This is a genomic window from Larsenimonas rhizosphaerae (assembly GCF_026240105.1).
Classification (GTDB): Bacteria; Pseudomonadota; Gammaproteobacteria; order Pseudomonadales; family Halomonadaceae; genus Larsenimonas; species Larsenimonas rhizosphaerae.
Map to the genome: position 1 here is coordinate 361,245 of NZ_JAPIVE010000001.1, position 19,001 is coordinate 380,245.

The window sequence follows — 19,001 nt, forward strand, 5'->3', positions numbered from 1 at the left end:
ATTCTAGCGATTCACACGCCATCTTATAAGCGCGAGACCGGCAATTCGGTCATGGGGAGGCTATCGGCGCTGCCTGCAGCGTAATTGAATCCTGAGACCATTGTCGTATTTGAACGGTCGGGTATTGATGGAACGATGTGCAAACGTTCCCAGTAACGTTACCAAAACCCGAAAAGAAGAGGAATCACAATGTCACTCGATCTCAGAGGTCTTACGCCTGCACCGGTCACTCCCTTCACCCGCGATGGTGAAATCGACTATGACGGCATCAAGAAGGTTGGCGCCTGGCTGGGCGGTATCGATGGTGTCAAGGGGCTGGTCGTGTTGGGCCATGCCGGTGAAGGCACCTTCCTCACGTCCGACGAGCAGACACGTGTCATCGAGGCTTATGTCGAGGCGGTCAAGGGGGAGGTACCGATCATCGCGGGCATTACTGGCGAAGGCGATCATGTCGCTTCCGAGGAGACCAGGCGAGCGGTCAAGGCGGGGGCCTCGGCGGGACTTGTCTATCCCTCTCATGGGTGGCTGCGTTTCGGGTATCAGGACGGGGCACCGCAGGAGCGCTATCGACGCATCCATGAAGAGAGCGGCATGCCGCTGATCCTGTTCCAGTACCCGGACAACACCAAGGCAACCTACAACCTGCAGACTCAGCTCGATATTGCGGCCCAGCCGGGGGTCTTCGCGATGAAGAACGGCGTGCGCAACATGAAGCGCTGGGACACGGAAATTCCGGTGATCCGTGAGCAGAACCCCGATCTGCAGATCCTGACCTGCCACGATGAGTACCTGCTTCATACCATGTTCGATGTCGATGGGGCGCTGGTCGGCTACGGCGGTATTGCTCCCGAGCCGCTGATCGAGCTGATCAAGGCCGGTAAGGCAAAGGATTATGCCAGAGCGCGTGAGCTTCACGATCGCCTGATGCCGGTGACCAAAAGCGTCTATCACCGTGGTTCGCACATGGAAGGCACGGTGGCGCTGAAGTGGGCGCTGGTGGCACGCGGTGTGCTTGAGCACGCCACGGTGCGGACACCGCTGCGCCCGCTCGCCGAAGGGGCCGACAGGCAGATCGCCGATGCCATGCGTCAAGCGGGACTCGTTTAATCGTCTCTGGCCGGCCTCGCTTCGAGGCCGGCTGCCTCGGTGATGCCGTCAAATATCACCGTCTCGCCAGATTCATCCATTCCATCATTCCTACAACAAGAGCTATCAGGAGCGTGTGATGAACTCTCATACCGAGCGGGACCGCGACTCGCTGTCCTCATCGACCTCGGGCCGGCCCGGGTTGTCTCTATCCTTGCCGCAAATGCTGGCCCTCATGGGACCGGCCTTCGTGGCAGGTGCCTGGCGATTTGGCCCCGGCGCGCTGACATCTGCCGTCCAGGCCGGTAGCCAATATGGCTATGTACTGCTCTGGGTTATTCTCGTCTCGGCGATTCTCATGTTCGTCTTCAATGACATGGCGGTCCGTCTGGGACTGGCATCGGGCGACTCGGTCGTCGCAGTGACCAAGCAAAAGCTTGGACGTCCGGTCGGCGTGATGGCGGGGTTCGGTGTCTTTGCGATCACCTTGATGTTTGCCGTCGGCAACGCGGTCGGGTCGGGCCTTGCACTAAGTCTGCTGCTGGGTGGTTCGGTCGTCGGCTGGACACTGGCTTGTACTGTCGCCGTTGGGCTTCTTATTGCCATGCGCAATACGTATAAGGCAATGGAGCGGTTGCTGGTGGCACTGATCGGGCTGATGTCGGTCGGTTTCCTGGCATCGACGATCTTGAGTGACCCTGACTGGGCAGCAGCGGCCAAGGGGCTGATACCGCAGATGCCCGCTGAGGCTGGCGTGCTGTTGATTGCTCTCATTGGAACGAATTTCTCGATAAATTCGGCGTTCTATACAGGTTATGCCATTCACGAGCGGCAATTAAAGCGCGAGCAATATCGTGCCATTACGTTGATGGATACCTTGCCGGGCAATATGGCGACAGCTTTCATGGCCATGCTGATCATTATCGTGGCGTCGGCCGTGCTCAACTCCACTGGTACCGTGGTAACCACGTTTCCACAGTTGGCAAGCGTGCTTGAGCCGCTCGCGGGACGGCTGGGTTCCATCCTGTTCGGCCTGGGTTTTTTTGCGGCGGCTTTCTCGTCGATGGCGGCCAACGCGTCGGCCGGTGGAACACTGCTGGCGGATGCCCTAGGCTGGGACAGTAGCCTTTCGACCTGGCGCGTCAAACTCCTGGTCTACGGTGTTCTGGCCTGGGGCGCGGTGGTGACCGTGATCTCCGAGGGATCGCCCATCGAGTTGATCATCGTGGCCCAGGCGTTGACCGTTCTGGTCGCGCCCTTCCTCGGCATCATCCTTTTCCTGCTGACGCAACGTCGTGACGTGATGGGAGACCTCAAGAACGGCCCATGGCAGACCGGGTTTGCGATTCTGGGACTGATTGCCATCTTCGCCATCTCATTCCGGCTGATTTTCAGGCTTCTGGGCTGAGCAGAACGGCGATTCCAACTTCCAATTCCTCACTTTCCAATTCTAATAACAGTCATGGAGTTCCGAGATGCAACCACGCATTTCACGCCACCGCTCGTCCCTCATTCTGGGTGCCCTCATGCTGTCATCAAGCGTGCCGGCGCTCGCTATCGACTTCGATGTGCAGAACACCAAGGTGTCGGTCTACGGATATGCCAAGCTCGATATCATGTATGACATGGGCAATGTGAAGTCTGGCAACAGCGATGGGCTGGGCGACAGCGTCAATTTCGGCAAGATCGCGGTGGATGGCCAGCCGAGCACGGATGGACATTCGAACCTGAGCGCTGGTGAATCCAGGATCGGTGTCCGCACCACTACGCCCACCGCAAAAGGGGATCTGGTCACCAATATCGAAGGGGATTTCTTTTTCGGTGATTTCCGTTTGCGTCAGGCCTACGGTGCCTGGAATGGGCTCCTGGCCGGCCAGACCTGGAGTAATTTTCATACGTTCATCAGCACGACGCCAACATTGGACTTTACCGGGCCCGCCGGGCGCGATGCATTTCTACGCCAGGCCCAGCTGCGTTACTCGTTCGGGAACTTCCATATAGCGTTGGAGGACCCCGGTGGCGTCATGTCGGGTGACTCCTTCGATGGAGGGTATAGCGCCTCCAATGGTGCGAAATCCATTGCCGGTACCGACGTCGACCGCAAGGATGGCCTGCCTGACCTCACTCTGCGTTATGAGTCCAGCGCCGGTCCGGCGAAATGGTCCATGGCGGCCCTGCTACGCGAAGTGGCCTTCGATTCCGGAGGGGAGGAGGACTCTACGTTGGGTTGGGGGCTCTTCGTGGCGGGAAGCTACGCCATCACACCATCTACCACGATCCGTGGTCAGCTGACGGGTGGCAAGGGTATCGGTGCGTATATGAAGGTCAACCCTGCTCCGGCGGCCTACCGGGTAGGCAATCACCTTGAAACAATTACTGCCTGGGGAGGCTCGCTCGGCATCAGTCAGGACGTCGGGCCCGGCACCTTCAGCGTCTCCTATTCCCGTGTCGAAGCGGACTGGGATAAGGCAAGGCGCGATGGCGTGTCGTTGGTCGATACCGATAATGCCGGTGGATTCGTCGATGCCTACGATAAGGTGCATGAGCTGATCCACGTCAATTACCTTTGGAGCCCTATCGAGCGTGTTACCTACGGGATCGAGCTGGCGCATGCCATGCGTGAAACCGTGGACCAACGCGACGGACGTGTCGATCGAATTCAGGGAAGTGTCATTTATGAATTTTGATCACGCCTCATAAATCAACGTCTCTTTCTGACATATCTCGATCACGGTGGACCCGGCTGACTCGGCTGGGCTCACCGTCGTTTGTTACCTCTGCTTTTTATCGCCTGCTGCGTACAGGTCGAAAACCTGACCCTGATGAAGCCTTGTGCTCTCCGCTGTCCATGCTCGGATGAGGGACTGCGGGGCGTGCTGATGCCGGCCCGACTGCTCCTCTTCTGGTGTCGATGTGGCGGCGGGTGGCCATGTTCTTTCTTCAAGACCGTGCTGATGTTTTGTCATGGCCCTGTGTTGTGTCACCTGCAGCAGATTCGTCGGGCGACCTTAGACCTTTTCGTGCTCGAAAAATACGGTAAGTGGTGCTGGAATAGCCGAGCTGGGCGGCCATGAGCCAAACAGGGTGCTACAACAGTGACTGGGCTGTGCAGGCTGTGGGTAGTTCGATGCAACAATCATCCGAACGGATATTCCATGGTTAAAATGTTGGCTCAGGTCTGGGCGCTGCTGCTTGGTATCGTGCTTATCATGCTGGGCAACGGCATGCACTTTACGCTGATCGGGTTGCGGGGTGGCATTGAGGGGTTTTCGTCGGCGGAGCTGGCCGTTGTTACCTCGGGATATTTCATGGGGTTTCTGTCGGGGGCCCGGTTCACGCCACTGCTGATTCGGCGGGTAGGCCACGTCCGCGTATTCGCCGCGCTGGGCAGTTTCATGTCAGCAGGATTGATTTCATTTCCCCTTCTAACCGATCCCTGGGCCTGGATATTACTTCGCGTGCTGGTGGGGTTTTGCATGTCCGGTATTTACGTGGTGGCTGAAAGCTGGTTGAACGATGCATCAACCAACGATACCCGGGGCAAGGTGTTATCGGCTTACATGATTGCCCAGACGCTGGGCATCATTGGCGCACAGGGGCTGTTATCCCTGGGAGATGCGGCCACGTCCGTGCTGTTCATCGGGGCCTCTATTTTGGTGTCGGTTTCCTTTGCCCCCATTCTTCTGTCGGTGTCACCGGTGCCGGCTGTCAATGTTGCGCCGCCCATGCCGCTGAAAAGGCTGCTGGCGGGATCGCCCCTCGGAACGGTGGGCATCTTTCTTCTGGGCAGCATTTATGCCACCCAGGCGGGGATGGGGGCCGTGTTTGGCTCTCAGATCGGCCTGACGGCAGCCCAGATTGCGCTGTTTGTGGCGATGCTCTTTGCCGGGGCGCTGGTGCTTCAGTATCCCATCGGCTGGCTGTCCGATCGAATGGACCGGCGCAGGTTGATCTTTGGTGCTTCCGGGGTGGGAACCGTATCCTGCGTGCTGGCATGGCTCGTCGGTCATGACCTTTGGGCCTTGATGGCAGCGGCCTTCCTTGCCGGAGGTGTAACCACGCCACTTTATGCCCTGTTTCTGGCCTATACCAACGATGCGTTATCGCCCGAGGATATGCCGGCGGCGTCGGGTGGGCTGGTATTTACCTTTGGGCTGGGCGCCATTATCGGCCCACTGGTCACTGGGTGGGCGATGGAAGGGTATGGACCCTTTGCCTTCTGGCCGGTGCTGGGGGCGACCTTCCTGGTCGTTACCCTTTATGCACTGTACTGCATGACCCAGCGTGCGCCGGCATCTGCGCATGACCCGGAAAGCTACCTTGGGGTCGTGCCCACGGCGTCTCCCGTGGCGGTAGAAGCTGCCGGCCTCTGGGCTGTTGAACATGCCGAAGCGGAGCATGCCGAGGCAGCGTACGCACAGCAGGCCGGCTCCGATGACATCAAGCCGTAGTTATCGGTATATGACCTGGGAGTGTCTGAGCGGGTAGTAGCGTGACGCCTGTTATCACGTGGCGGTAATCCATATGCCACATCTGCCATGGAGAGTAGGTATGCACTTGTTCAGGGTTCAGGAGTTTTCCTCCGACTCCGCTTCTTCCAGACCGCTGCCCATTACACCGGACGCGCCGCCCCCCGATATACCCGACCCACCCCCGCCGGAGGTGGATCCAGGGTGGCCACCCGAGCATGAGCCGATAGCTCCACCTGAGGTGCCGCCCGATACGGTGCCGCGTCCTCGGCCTGACATATCCCCGGAGATCGAGCCGGACCAGCCACCTGAAGTTCAACCGGATGCGCCGGCCGAAATACCACCGGGCGCGCCTGCTGAGGTGCCTGATAATATACCGCCCGGGCGTTGATGATGCATGGCTCAGCCCAGCGCCGCCGGGTTTAACAGCCATACGGCTGCATTGAGCGCTGTTGCCAGGGTAACCCATGCCAGGTAGGGCAGTAACAGCAGGCTGGCCGGTTTATCGATACGCCAGAATGTTATCAGCGTGGCTAGAATCAATGCCCAGAGAAGACTGACATCTATCAGGGCCCACAGCCCCTTGAACCATGCAAAAAACAGCCAGCTCCACAGGCCGTTGACGGCCAGCTGAAGCAGATAAAGACTCAAGGGGCGCTTTTGTACCGAGAATCCTCCCTTGCGCCATACACGCCAGGCAGCAATGGCCATCAGGGTATAGAGCGTTGTCCACATGGGGCCGAACAGCCAGCCGGGGGGAGCCCAGGCTGGTTGCTGCAGTGTGGTGTATACGTCACGAGCATCAATCGATGCCCAGGCGCCAAGGCTGATGACCAGCACACTGAGTGCCAGCCATCCGATCAGGCCGACAACCTGTCGTGTGCGTGTAAAGGTACTGCGGGAGGAGGAAGAGGTCATGAAGGCTTCTCTTGAAAGGTCCATGGTGATGACTTGTCTCAAGCCATTCTAGCCGATAGGGCTTTTATTCCAGCGAATCTGGAAATATTGAAATCGATATGATGCCTACGTGAGAGGGGATGGCGATGACTGCGGTGGGTAGAGCCGTTCAATAGCCAACAGTGCACCGAGTATTCATGAAGAATACTGAAGGGATATACCCCGGCTTCTGTTTCGCCTGCTTGCGGGGTTTACCTGTCAGGGACATGAAAATGCCACCCCTGAAGAAGGTGGCATTCTGTAACGTCATTACGCTCAGGCGTAGGTATTGATCTGTGTGCCAAGGCTGCCGGAGGTGGCCAGTTCTGCAGTCGGTTTAACCGAATCCATCAACTGATTGACGCTGGCGGCCTGTGTATCCAGCACTTCATTTAACAGACCTGCCTGTGCTTCCTGCATGGCATTGGCCTGTTGAAGAGCGGACGACATGCTGACCATGGCATTTATGGATGCATCCATGAATTTACCTCACTGCGTTAACACGTGAATTAAGGTACTTCACCTCTTCTATCGGCCGGTTTGAAGGCATCTTGGGCGTGGTTTCATGATATGAACACATCATTTTGGTGTTTTCTGCAGTCTTGCAGAAGTTTGCCAGGGGATCGTGGGTATTGATAAAGCCAGACAATGGTGCCGATTGTTGCTTTTTGTGAGAGCAGCTGTTGTAGGCGAGAGCGGATGCGATTAAAGTTGTGTTCAGGTTACAAAAAGAATCAATTCATTACTAATGAATGCTAAAGTTTCAGGCGGTGCCTCCGAGGGGCTGGTTCCTGCAGCAAACACCCGGGAGTACATATATGAGCAGGATTTTTTTGTCCTTTACGATTTATGAAGCGCTGCTGATCGTTCCTTTTCTGATGCTGACCATGTGGCTGCTTTTATGGTTATTCAGAGGGCCTCTCGATATGACGATGTCCAATGCAGAGCATGATGAAGAGCTGGATACCTTTCAGCCTCGTCCCTGGATTCGATTGCCGCGCTTTCGTCGCGAAAAGGATGACAACAAGAACATGGGGCTCTGATGCCTGCGTGATTCAATCCGCAAGTGCGACTACTTGGCACGTTCTTATACGGCAGAAACAGGAAGCCCGGCTATATGCCGGGCTTCCTGTTTCTGCGTTGAAGGTCAGGGAAGGTCGTCAGGAGATATGCCAAGTGAATTGCACAGGGCTTTTTCAACAGCATGCTTGAACCGTGTCACAAGAAGATAAAGATGGCTCATCCGTTCGCCCCTGATGGCAATAGCGTTTCTTGACTCATCTTTATTACTGATGAGTGCAATTGATTAGTAGGGCTATTGTCTAATACCTGGGCGGGTTTCTAAACGATAATAACGCGGAATTAATTGCTTTTATTAGTTTTTTTGTATTAGTTCCTGAGGTCCATGTGGGAGTACGTTACATCGCCAAAATAAAGTTTGTACTGCGGGCTCTGTCGGGAAGCAGATAGGCACGAGTAAAAAAACCGCCGGCCATTTTACCGGTCGCGACGGTTTTTGATAAAACCGGTCCATCCTGCGGCAGATCAGGCATCCTCCCTGTTTCTTCTGGTGTTATGCCTTCCTGGCGGGTCCCCGCCCCGCCTGCCTTTATTGAGCCGGCAACTTCAATGTGGCACATGCTGGATATTTGAAAAGTGATAAGGCGGGTTCTGCGAATGTAAGCTGCGCTGGGACACTTGGGGGCCCCTGATCCCTTTGGATGATGAGGAAAATCTCATCTATACGAGTGCCAGAGCGTGAATGTTTCCAAAAGTTACAAAAAAGTGCCTGAAAAGCAGAATGAGATTTTGACGGTAGGGGGCGTGGGAACTATATCCACTATATAAGATTCTGTTTAAAACGATGCAGAGTCCTTTCCCTGAAGCAGGTAATCAGGTGTCGGTGGTGCAGGATGCACGCCGAGCAGGGACGTTTTGTGTCATGGCAAGGATGCCGGAGCACGCAATGAACGTCTAAAGCTGACATGCCGTCAAGGCAACGTATGTGTCCGCCTCCCTCCGTGGCCTGACTCGGCATGATATGCGGTACCATCGCCCTTAACGCGAGGTAAGCTCATGTCTAATCCAGCAGCCGTCGAGTCTTCCCGGCCGTCAGTCATTCCGCCCTTGCCCTCCGCTGCAATGCGAACACCCAGTGGGCTTTACTCCGTTCCGCTTGAACCTGGCAAACCCATTCTCTTTGTTACCTCCGAACTGGCTGATTTTGTCAAGGTTGGCGGGCTTGGTGATGTATCAGCCGCGCTGCCACGGGCATTGCTGCGCTATTACGACATGCGTGTCCTGATGCCGGCTTACAGGGAGGTTGTCGAAAGCCTGTGGCCCATCGAGATTGTTGCACACCTGCCGGGACTTGCCGAGATTCCGGCCTGCGACCTTGGTCGGGTTTATCTCCCGGAGGGCCTGATTGTCTATGTGCTGGTATGTCCGGAACTTTTTGAACGTCCCGGCAGCCCGTACCTGGACGAGCACGGACGGGAATGGCCGGATAATCATATCCGGTTTGCTCGCTTGTCCCTGGCTGCGGCACAAATGACGAGTCTTGAGGGTGATGATGTATTCAGTGACAACGGTTGGCACCCGGAGCTTTTGCATCTGAATGACTGGCAAACCGGTCTGACGCCTGCCTACCTGCGCTGGGAAGGTGATGAAACGCCGTGCGTCTATACCATTCACAATCTGGCCTATCAGGGCGTTTACGGTGTCGATCGTCTTGCATCACTGGGCATTCCCGAGCATGCCTTTACCGAGGAAGGGCTGTCCTTTTATAACCAGCTCTCCTTCATGAAGGCAGGGATCGTTTACAGTGACCACATCACGACAGTCAGTGAAACCTATGCTCGGGAGATAACGACTCCCGAATTTGGTTGTGGCCTGGAAGGGTTGCTGTCTTCCTGCGCCGAGCAGGGCCGATTGAGCGGGATAACCAATGGCATTGATGACAGCTGGGATCCAAAGACGGATGCCTATCTGGCCTGTGCCTTTGCGACCAACGACTGGGCCGGCAAGCGCGTCAATACCGAGCACGTTCGTCGAATGTTCCGTCTTGCGGTCAGCCATGGGCCGCTATTTGCGGTCGTGTCGCGGCTGGTACACCAGAAGGGGCTGGACATGACGATTGCTGCTGCCGAATCGATCGTGCGTGCCGGTGGTCAGCTGGTGGTCATTGGTTGTGGTGAACCGGCCATCGAGGAGGCCCTGCGTAATCTCGAGGCACGTTTCCCGGGCGCCATCGGAGTTTATATCGGTTTCAGCGAGCGTGAGGCCCGCTGCATCTTTGCCGGCAGCGACTTCCTGTTGATGCCGTCCCGGTTTGAGCCCTGCGGGTTATCGCAGATGTACGCCCAGCGCTTCGGCTCCCTGCCGGTAGCGCACCGTACCGGTGGACTGGCCGACACCATCGAGGATGGGGTAACCGGCTTTTTGTTCAATGAACTGCATCAATCGGATTTTCAGCATGCCATTGACCGGGCCTTCCGGGTGTATGGCTGTACTGAACTGTTCTATGCCATGCGGCGTGCGGCCATGGCGATCTACTATCAGTGGCGGTTGTCAGTGACACCTTATCGCCGTCTATATCATCAGTTAATGGACCTCGAGAGCGCCGGCAATGCTGGTTCGATACGGAGAGCTGCTCAATGACCACCATGTCCGTATCCTGTCCCACTCCGGACGAGATCGAAAGAAATGCATTGACGCGTTTGGGCACAGCCAGTCATGGACACCCATTCGACTGGCTGGGCCCGCACGTGAATGGTGATATCTGTATTGTTCGCGGTCTGTTTCCAGGTGCCGAACAGGTTGAGCTGATCGGGCCTGACGACGCATTGCTAGCCTTGGCAGAGCACCAGGTTGAAGGGGTCTTCCGGGCCTGTTTGCCGCTGAATACGTCCTATCGGTTCAGGGTGCGCTGGCCTGATGGGCGAGAGCTCGTGACTCAGGATGCCTATCGGTTTGATCCGATGCCGGGTGAGCTGGACCTTTACCTGTTCAGCGAAGGGCGCCATCGTGAGCTGGCACACGTCTTCGGTGCAACAGTTGTGAAAGTGGATGGCGTGGCAGGAGTGCGCTTTACGCTCTGGGCTCCGAACGCACAGCGTGTTTCCGTAATCGGTGCCTTCAATCAATGGGATGGCAGACGCCACCCCATGACGCCGCACGATGAAAGCGGTATCTGGGCCTTGTTTGTTCCCCACCTGGAAGAGGGTGAGTGCTACTGCTTCGAGATGCTGGATTATCATGGTGAGGCTCGCCGCAAGGCGGATCCACTGGCGCGCCAGAGCGCACTGGAAAATCAGGTGGCTTCGATTGTCACAGGCAATCGGTTGTACGACTGGCATGACAATGCCTGGCTTCAACGGCGCTCCACGACGGACATGCGTCGTGCCCCCCTGTCGATTTATGAGCTTCATGTACTGTCCTGGCAGCACGACCACGAGGGAAAAACCCTTGGATGGGATGATCTTGCCTCCCGTCTGATTCCATGGGTGGCCGATCTGGGTTTTACCCACATTGAACTGATGCCGGTCAGTGAACATCCCTTTGTGGGGTCATGGGGGTATCAGCCGATCGGCCTGTTTGCGCCGATGTCGCGTATGGGAACACCGGAATCCTTTGCCAGATTCGTGGATGCCTGCCATACCGCCGGGATCGGCATCATCATCGATTGGGTGCCGGCGCATTTTCCTTCCGACGAATTCGGGCTTGTCAATTTTGATGGCACCGCCCTGTACGAACATGCAGACCCGCGGGAAGGATTCCACCCTGACTGGAATACCCTGATTTATAACGTCGGGCGTCATGAAGTGCGTGGTTTTCTGATCGCCAGCGCACTGGAATGGTTTGAACGTTTTCATATCGATGGGCTGCGGGTCGATGCCGTGGCGTCGATGCTGTATCGCGATTACAGCCGCGAAAGTGATGCCTGGGTGCCCAATGTGCACGGTGGCCGGGAAAATCTTGAGGTGATCGAGTTTCTGCGTGAGCTCAACACTACCGTGGCGGATCGTTGCCCGGGCACCATGATGATTGCCGAGGAATCCACTGCCTGGCCAGGCGTAACGGCATCGGTGGAGATGGGGGGGCTGGGTTTTACCTTCAAATGGAACATGGGGTGGATGCACGACACCCTCAATTACATGGGGCGTGATCCGCTTTTCCGCCGTCACCATCATCACGAACTGACCTTCGGGCTGCACTATGCCTTTTCCGAGCACTTCATTCTGCCGCTGTCTCATGATGAGGTTGTACATGGAAAGGGCTCTATGCTGGGCAAGATGCCGGGGGATGAAGCGACGAGACTGGCCGGTCTGAGGGCTTATATTGCCTTCATGTGGGGGCACCCTGGCAAGAAACTGTTGTTCATGGGGGCAGAGATCGGCCAGTGGCGAGAGTGGGACCATGACCACGAGCTGGACTGGCAACGGCTGGATGAAGCGGGCCCACGCGGGCTTTCGCGCAGCATTGCCGATCTGAACCGTATTTATGTCAGCGATCCGGCGCTTCATGCGCGCGATACTGACCCGGGCGGGTTTTCCTGGGTGGTCAAGGATGATTACGAAAACAGTGTCTTTGCCTTTCTGCGCTATGCAGAGCAGGGCAAGGCCCCACTGCTGGTGGTATGTAACATGACACCCGTGGTGCGCCATGAGTATCACATCGGCGTACCGGTCATGAGTGCCTGGCGAGAAGTCTTCAACAGCGATAGTCGCTTTTACGGGGGCAGTAACATGGGCAATGGCAGTGCCGTACATGCACACCCGGAGCCCAGTCACGGGCAGCCGGCATCCCTGCGGTTGACGCTACCACCGATGAGCACGCTTTATCTGCGTCAGGGAGACTGGCCTACATGAGCAATTCAGCAACGGGTGATGGGCAGTTTCGGCATCGTAACCGCTTTGGTGCCGATATTGTCAGCCAGGGGCTGGTGCGGTTTTCCTTCTGGGCGCCGGGGGTCAGGCATGTGGTGCTTGAGTTGGCGCGCTCTGAAGGAGAGGAGTTCGAGCGGCTTGAAATGCACAATACCGGTGAAGGGCACTTTGTGCTTGAGACGGCCTGCCATGCGGGAGCCGTTTATCGATACCGTATCAGTGATGAACTGAGCGTACCCGATCCGGCCGCACGGGCCCAGAAGGGCGATGTCGATGGCCCTAGCCGCGTTGTTGATCCTTCCAGATACGTCTGGCGCCATACGCGCTGGTCGGGACGGCCCTGGCATGAGGCCGTCATTCTGGAAGTGCACGCGGGAGCGCTGGGCGGGTTTTCCGGGCTTCGCACGCGGCTTGAGGCCTGGGCTGCCCTGGGAATCACGGCCATTGAGCTCATGCCGGTCAATGCCTTCCCGGGCAAACGTAACTGGGGGTATGACGGCGTACTGCCTTATGCGGTTGATTCCACCTATGGCAGCCCGGACGAACTCAAGGGATTGATAGATGACGCCCATGGCCATGGTCTCATGGTGATGCTGGACGTGGTGTATAACCACTTTGGCCCTGACGGCAACTATCTGTCTCACTATGCGCCTTCGTTCTTTACCGGCAAGCACACGCCCTGGGGCGATGCGATCGACTTTGATCAGCCCGAGGTGAGTGATTATTTCATTGATAATGCGCTGATGTGGCTGATGGAGTATCGATTTGACGGGTTGCGACTGGATGCGGTGCATGCCATCGACAACGATGAGTTTCTACGTACCCTGCAAGCCTCTGTGCATGAGCATGTCGAGCCCGGCCGCCAGGTTCATCTCGTTCTGGAAAATGAACGCAATAGTGCCTCCCTGCTGGAAGATGGTTTCGATGCCCAGTGGAACGATGACTTTCACAATGTGCTTCATACGTTGTTGACCGGCGAGAAGGAAGGCTATTACGCCGACTATGCTGATGATGCGACGAACAAGCTGGCGGCCTCGCTTGCCGGGGGGTTTGTCTTTCAGGGGCAGGCAGACCGCCGGGGCCATGCGCGCGGCGAACCCAGCCGTCATTTGCCCACAACGTCCTTTATCACGTTTTTGCAAAATCACGACCAGGTCGGTAACCGGGCATTGGGCGAGCGACTGATTCACCTGGCCGAGCCGAGCCGACTGCGTGCCGCCACCACGTTGTTGTTGCTGTGCCCGATGATCCCGATGTTGTTCATGGGGGAAGAGCAGGGTGAAACAGCACCTTTTTTCTTCTTTACCGATCACAAGGCCGAGTTGGCAGATGCGGTACGAGAAGGGCGTCGCGGCGAGTTTGCCGAGTTTGAGGCCTTCAAGAATGAAGATGCCCGTAACGCCATCCCGGATCCGAATGCTGCTGCGACCTTTGATGACTCTTGCCCTGGCCTGGTCGGTGACAAGTCCTGGGCAGCGCTGTATTCGACGCTGCTTTCCCTGCGCCACCGTCATCTTGTACCCCGCTTGAGTGGCACCTGGCCCGAAGGGGCCACTGTCCTGGGAGAGGGTGCCGTGCAGGCGATCTGGCGGCTGAGCGATCACAGCGCATGGGTGATGGCCATCAACCTGGGGAGCGAGGCTGTCCATCTATCGGCATCCGCCGGCGATGTGGTTCATGACACGCACCCTGACGCCGACATGACGTCGCTGATGCCTGGACGCTGTATCGTCTGGCAGGATGGGTCTTCATGACGCCGCTCGAACAACTGGCGCGTGATGCGGGCCTTCAAGTGGTGTGGGAAGACAGTGACGGCCAGACACGGACACTGTCTCCCGATACGCAGCGCCAGGTGCTGAGGGCACTGGGCTACGCTGCGGATGATGAAGAGGATATCGCTGAAAGCCGAGTGCGACTGGCCCGCCTGACTGCTCCGGAAACGGTGGATCAGTGGCCGGCCATGATTACTGCGGTGGTGAATCAACCCATCGTGCTGCCTGGCATGTTGCCGCAGGGAACACCGTATACCGTTATCCCTGAAGAGGGAGATGGTCTACCGGAGGTGCTTGATGCCCGTGGATGCCTGAGACCAATCAGTCTTCCCGGCTACTATGTACTGGATCTTCTGGGACACGAACTTACGCTGGCGGTGGCACCGACGCGTTGTCCAGGCATTCAGGAACTGGCGCCTCGCCGTAAGGTCCCGCTGTCCGGGCTGGGCGTACAGCTTTACAGCCTGCGTCGGTTCGGCAACAACCGTGGAATGGGAGATATAGAAGCTCTGGCACTGCTGGCTGAAGCTGCCGCAGCGCAGGGCATTGATGCATTGGCCATCAGCCCGGTACATGCGCTGTTTCCAACACGGCCACATCAGTTCTCCCCGTATTCTCCTTCGAGTCGTCTGGCATTCAATCCGGGATATACAAGTCTTGGCGGGCCGGACGAGCCGGGCAGTAATACCGCGCTGATAGATTATCCCGCCGTATTGACGTCACGCTGGGCGACGTTGACAGAGGCCTTTTATGCCATGGACGCTGCCGAACGGGATGCGTTTGAGGCGTTCTGTCGCGAAGAAGGGCTTCGCCTTGAGCGTCATGCCTGCTTTGAGGCCATGCTGGAGTTGCTGGGACCCAGGGAAGACTGGCCAACGGCGTACAACCAGCCTGACAGTGAAGAGGTAAGACAGTTCGTGCAGGTGCACCGGGAGCATGTTGAACGCTATCAGTTCGCTCAGTGGTGTATCACCCGTGAGCTGGTTCAGGCTCAGCAGCGCGCGCGCAGGGCGGGCATGGCTGTCGGCCTGATTGCCGATATCGCTGTCGGGGTGGACCCTCAGGGAAGTCAGGCGTGGGCACATCCGGAAGATGTTCTCGATACGATCCATGTCGGCTCTCCTCCTGATGCCTTCAATGCCAACGGTCAGGATTGGGGGGTCGCCGGCTTTTCACCTCAGGGGCTGCTGCAGCATGGTTTCCGTGGCTTTATCGAGACGGTCAGGGCGGCCCTCAAGGGCGCTGGGGGGCTGCGTATTGATCACATCATGGGGTTGTCGCGCCTGTGGCTGATCCCTCAGGGAGCGGCACCCACCGAGGGTGCCTACGTTCGTTATCCGGAACAGGATCTGTTGCGTCTGGTGGCGCTGGAAGCCTGGCAGCATCAGGCACTGGTGATCGGTGAGGATCTCGGGACCGTTGAACTGGACTTCCGTACCCGGCTGGATCAGTCCGGCATTCTGGGAATGGGAGTGCTGTGGTTTGAGCGTGAGGCCGAAAGCTTTACTCGCGCTGCGGATTATCCTGCCCGCGCTGTATCCATGGCCAGTACACATGATCTGCCGACCGTGGCTGGCTGGCTGGCGGGTCGAGATATCCACTGGCGGCATCGGTTGGGCATGCTGGGTGATACCGCGCTTGACGAGGCCATGGCGGAGCGCGCCAGGGAGCGAACGTGGCTGGCCGAGGCGCTGAATATTGATGCTGATTCATCGGTAGACCGCTGGCTTGAAGCCGTGGCTTACCACATCGGCGCTACGCCTGCGCCCCTTGCGTTGCTGCCATTGGAGGATTTGCTGGGCCTTATGGAGCAGCCCAATCTGCCTGGTACGCTGGATGAACACCCCAACTGGCAGCGACGACTGCCGGTCAATGTTGAACGGCTGTTTGATAGTGAAACCGTTCGGATGCGGCTCAAGGCCTTGATCAAGGGACGACAGGAACACCACCATGGTTGATGAAAACACGGCCTATGCCGACAACGTCGTGCCAGGTTACCCATTGCGTGCCTGTTATCGCCTTCAGTTTCACGCAGACTTCACGCTTGATGATGCCTGTGCTCAGGTCGAGTATCTGGCAGCCCTGGGGGTCAGCCATATATATGCTTCTCCCCTGTGGGCTTCTCGTCAGGGGTCGACTCATGGCTATGATGGCATTGATCCGACTCGGCTGGATCCCGAGATCGGTGATGAAGAAGCTCTGGAAAGGCTGGTGGAGCGTCTGCGCTCGTTCGGCATGGGGTTGATCGTTGACTTTGTGCCCAATCACCTGGCCGTGGGCGGAAGCGAAAACCATTACTGGCAGGATGTGCTGCGCTGGGGGCAGCAAAGCCGGTTTGCTCCGATGTTTGACATCGAGTGGATCGGACATGGTCTCCCGGAGCTTGAAGGAAAGCTGCTTGTCCCGTTCCTTGGCCGCCCCTACGGTGAAGTCCTTGCCGAAGGTGAACTCAGGCTGGCGCTCGACGAGGACACGGGCCTTTTTCACATCGCCTACTTTGAGCACTGCTTCCCGATTGATCCTCGTACCTGCTCGATGATCTTCAAGGAAGCCGGGCTTGATGCGGTGGCACACGCCTGCGAGCAGATACCTCACATGGTGTCGCTGGAGGCCGGGGCCGCCAGAGCCGGTAGCGCCGTCATGGAGGCCAGACACACGGAGCAGGGCCACCAGGCCATCGACGCGCTTCTGGCGAGCTATCAGGGGCAGGAGGCTGATGCGCACGCGCGATTGCACCTGCTGCTGGAGCAGCAGAATTACCGGCTGGCCTATTGGCGAACCGCCAATGACCAGCTCAACTGGCGTCGGTTTTTCGATATTACCGAGCTGGGGGCTGTCTGTGTTGATAACCCCACCGTCTTTACCCTTACCCATACCTATTTGCTGGAGCTGGTGGCTCGTGGGCTGGTCGATGGCGTTCGACTGGACCATGTGGACGGCCTCGCCGATCCGGCAGGATACTGCCGACAGCTCCGGCAGCGACTGGATGAAGCAACAGCCCGGCGCCCCGCGCAGGCGATTCAGGGCCCGCTGCCGATTCTGATAGAAAAGATTCTTGAAGCCGATGAAACCCTGCCCACGGACTGGGGTATCTCGGGCACGACCGGCTATGAGTTCATGAATGCCATATCCCTTCTTCAGCATGATCCGGAAGGCGAAGCGGCGTTGACGGCCCTGTGGCAGGCCCATGCCAGCGATACCATGGAGTTTGATGATGAGGTGATAAAGGCTCGTCGTGAAATCATGGCAACCGCTCTGGTGACGGAGTTCCAGCGCGCCGTGAGAGCGCTGGTGGGCGTAGCACAATGTCAACCGGGTACTCGTGACATCACTATCCAGGCGCTTGGGCGCGCCACTCGGGCAGTGGCTGCTCATTTTCCGGTGTATCGCTCCTATGCCGATGACCAGGGGTGGCCTGCCGCGGAAGTCGTCATGTGGGAAGCCACCCTGGATGAGGCGCGGTCTGAGCTGGCTCCTCCTGATCATGCTGCTCTTGAATACATGGCGCAGTGGCTGGGCCGTCAGCCGCCATCAGATGCTCCACAAATAGAGTGTGACGCGCGGATGACGGCGATCATTCGATTTGCGCAGCTGACTTCTCCGTTGGCTGCCAAGGCCGTGGAGGATACGGCGGGCTATCGCCGGGCGGTTCTGATCTCTCGCAATGATGTCGGATTCAACGGCGCACGGATGAGTGCACCGGTGGCTGATTTTCATGCGTTCAATCAACACAATGCCCGTACCTTTCCTCATACCCTGGTAACAACTGCGACTCATGATCACAAGCGGGGGGAGGATGTCAGGGCCAGGCTGGCTGTATTGTCTGAAACAGGTCAGGGGTATCGCGATCTGGTGACTGGGTGGCTATCCATGTCCGGTGACCTGCAGGCGCAGGGCAGGAGGCTGGTCGAAGCCGACGAAATGATGCTGTATCAGATCATTGTCGGGGCCTGGCCCCTGTCACTGACACCTGATGATCAGCCCGGATTGAACGCGTTTGCCGAGCGCGTCGCGAACTGGCAGCAAAAGGCCTTGCGTGAAGCCAAGCAGCGTTCCCACTGGCTTTATCCTGACGAGGTCTATGAAGCTGCCTGTCGTGATTATGTGATGGCCCTGCTGACAACCCCTGCCGGGGCGGTGCTGCGTGGTGAGCTGGCATCACTGGTGACCGCCATCAGTACAGCCGGCGCGCTCAACGGGCTGGTGCAGACGCTGCTGAGACTCACGGTGCCTGGTGTACCTGACTGCTATCAGGGCACCGAGCGCTGGGATTTTTCACTGGTTGATCCCGACAATCGTCGCCCGGTGGATTATGGCCTTCGTCGTGCCCAGCAACATGACGCGCGCTCGGTGGTTGAACTGTTACCGGGGTGGCGTGATGGCCGGGTCAAGCAGGCGATGATCATGGATGTACTGGCACTTCGGCATCGCTTTTCCACGCTGTTTGCCGAGGGGCAGTATCTCCCGCTTGAGGTGACCGGCTCGAAGCGGCATCACGTGGTAGCGTTTGCGCGACAGCATCAGAACCAGATGATCATTGTCGTGACGGTTCGGCATATGGCGTCCATGCTGAAGGATGCGACCATGCCACAAGTGGCTCCCGATGCCTGGGGCGATACACGACTGGATCTCACCTCACCTGGAAGTGCGTGGTCCTCGTGGTTTACACGTAAGCGCGTGTCCTCCGGCGGGGCGCTGTCCGAACTTCTGGCTGAATTGCCCTTTTGTATACTGGTGCGTGAAGTGCGTCCTGACGCCCAGGGCGAGCAGGCTATGGCTGAAGAAGCCGTGTCTGACAGGGCGCTTGCTGATTTACCTGCTACGGATTCAATGCACTGACAGGCTTCCGG

General features: G+C 57.7%; 12 protein-coding genes. 10 read left to right on the forward strand and 2 right to left on the reverse strand.

Translation table 11 applies throughout. From position 1 onward, the window contains the following. The first annotated feature begins 189 nt into the window (after nt 1-189). The 4 genes from OQ287_RS01690 (at nt 190) to OQ287_RS01705 (ending at nt 5,537) form a co-directional block, all read left to right on the forward strand. Nucleotides 190-1,107: a dihydrodipicolinate synthase family protein gene (locus tag OQ287_RS01690; RefSeq protein ID WP_265895370.1), complete on the forward strand. Its 918-nt coding sequence runs from the start codon at nt 190-192 to the stop codon at nt 1,105-1,107. Between the two features lie 118 nt (nt 1,108-1,225). Continuing rightward, nucleotides 1,226-2,494, forward strand: coding sequence for an Nramp family divalent metal transporter (locus OQ287_RS01695; protein WP_250936229.1), 1,269 nt, complete (start codon nt 1,226-1,228; stop codon nt 2,492-2,494). A 67-nt stretch (nt 2,495-2,561) separates the two neighbouring features. Next, nucleotides 2,562-3,773: a DcaP family trimeric outer membrane transporter gene (locus OQ287_RS01700; protein ID WP_265895371.1), complete on the forward strand. Its 1,212-nt coding sequence runs from the start codon at nt 2,562-2,564 to the stop codon at nt 3,771-3,773. A 468-nt stretch (nt 3,774-4,241) separates the two neighbouring features. Continuing rightward, on the forward strand, nt 4,242-5,537 hold the full coding sequence (locus tag OQ287_RS01705; protein WP_265895372.1) for an MFS transporter: 1,296 nt from the start codon (nt 4,242-4,244) through the stop codon (nt 5,535-5,537). 420 nt (nt 5,538-5,957) lie between these two features. Here the strand turns inward: OQ287_RS01705 and OQ287_RS01710 are convergent, their stop codons facing one another. Both OQ287_RS01710 and OQ287_RS01715 read right to left on the reverse strand, forming a co-directional pair. Beyond that, nucleotides 5,958-6,473 (reverse strand): TspO/MBR family protein, encoded by a 516-nt coding sequence (locus tag OQ287_RS01710; protein WP_265895373.1) that lies wholly within the window; start codon nt 6,471-6,473, stop codon nt 5,958-5,960. A gap of 294 nt (nt 6,474-6,767) precedes the next feature. Next, nucleotides 6,768-6,971, reverse strand: coding sequence for a putative motility protein (locus tag OQ287_RS01715; protein WP_250936246.1), 204 nt, complete (start codon nt 6,969-6,971; stop codon nt 6,768-6,770). A 338-nt stretch (nt 6,972-7,309) separates the two neighbouring features. Between OQ287_RS01715 and OQ287_RS01720 the strand changes: the two genes are divergently transcribed. The 6 genes from OQ287_RS01720 (at nt 7,310) to treY (ending at nt 18,990) form a co-directional block, all read left to right on the forward strand. Continuing rightward, nucleotides 7,310-7,534 carry a hypothetical protein gene (locus OQ287_RS01720; protein WP_250936248.1) on the forward strand — a complete coding sequence of 75 codons (225 nt, stop codon included), beginning with the start codon at nt 7,310-7,312 and terminating at the stop codon, nt 7,532-7,534. 1,033 nt (nt 7,535-8,567) lie between these two features. Beyond that, complete coding sequence (gene glgA / locus OQ287_RS01725; RefSeq protein ID WP_265895375.1) at nt 8,568-10,151, forward strand: glycogen synthase GlgA; 1,584 nt, start codon at nt 8,568-8,570, stop codon at nt 10,149-10,151. After that, on the forward strand, nt 10,148-12,361 hold the full coding sequence (gene glgB / locus OQ287_RS01730; RefSeq protein WP_265895376.1) for a 1,4-alpha-glucan branching protein GlgB: 2,214 nt from the start codon (nt 10,148-10,150) through the stop codon (nt 12,359-12,361). Before glgA ends, glgB begins: the two co-directional genes overlap by 4 nt. Next, complete coding sequence (gene treZ, locus OQ287_RS01735) at nt 12,358-14,133, forward strand: malto-oligosyltrehalose trehalohydrolase (protein ID WP_265895377.1); 1,776 nt, start codon at nt 12,358-12,360, stop codon at nt 14,131-14,133. Before glgB ends, treZ begins: the two co-directional genes overlap by 4 nt. Then, on the forward strand, nt 14,130-16,109 hold the full coding sequence (gene malQ, locus OQ287_RS01740) for a 4-alpha-glucanotransferase (RefSeq protein WP_265895378.1): 1,980 nt from the start codon (nt 14,130-14,132) through the stop codon (nt 16,107-16,109). The genes treZ and malQ overlap by 4 nt, the downstream gene beginning before the upstream one ends. Further along, complete coding sequence (gene treY, locus OQ287_RS01745) at nt 16,102-18,990, forward strand: malto-oligosyltrehalose synthase (protein ID WP_265895380.1); 2,889 nt, start codon at nt 16,102-16,104, stop codon at nt 18,988-18,990. Before malQ ends, treY begins: the two co-directional genes overlap by 8 nt. Nucleotides 18,991-19,001: the final 11 nt, after the last annotated feature.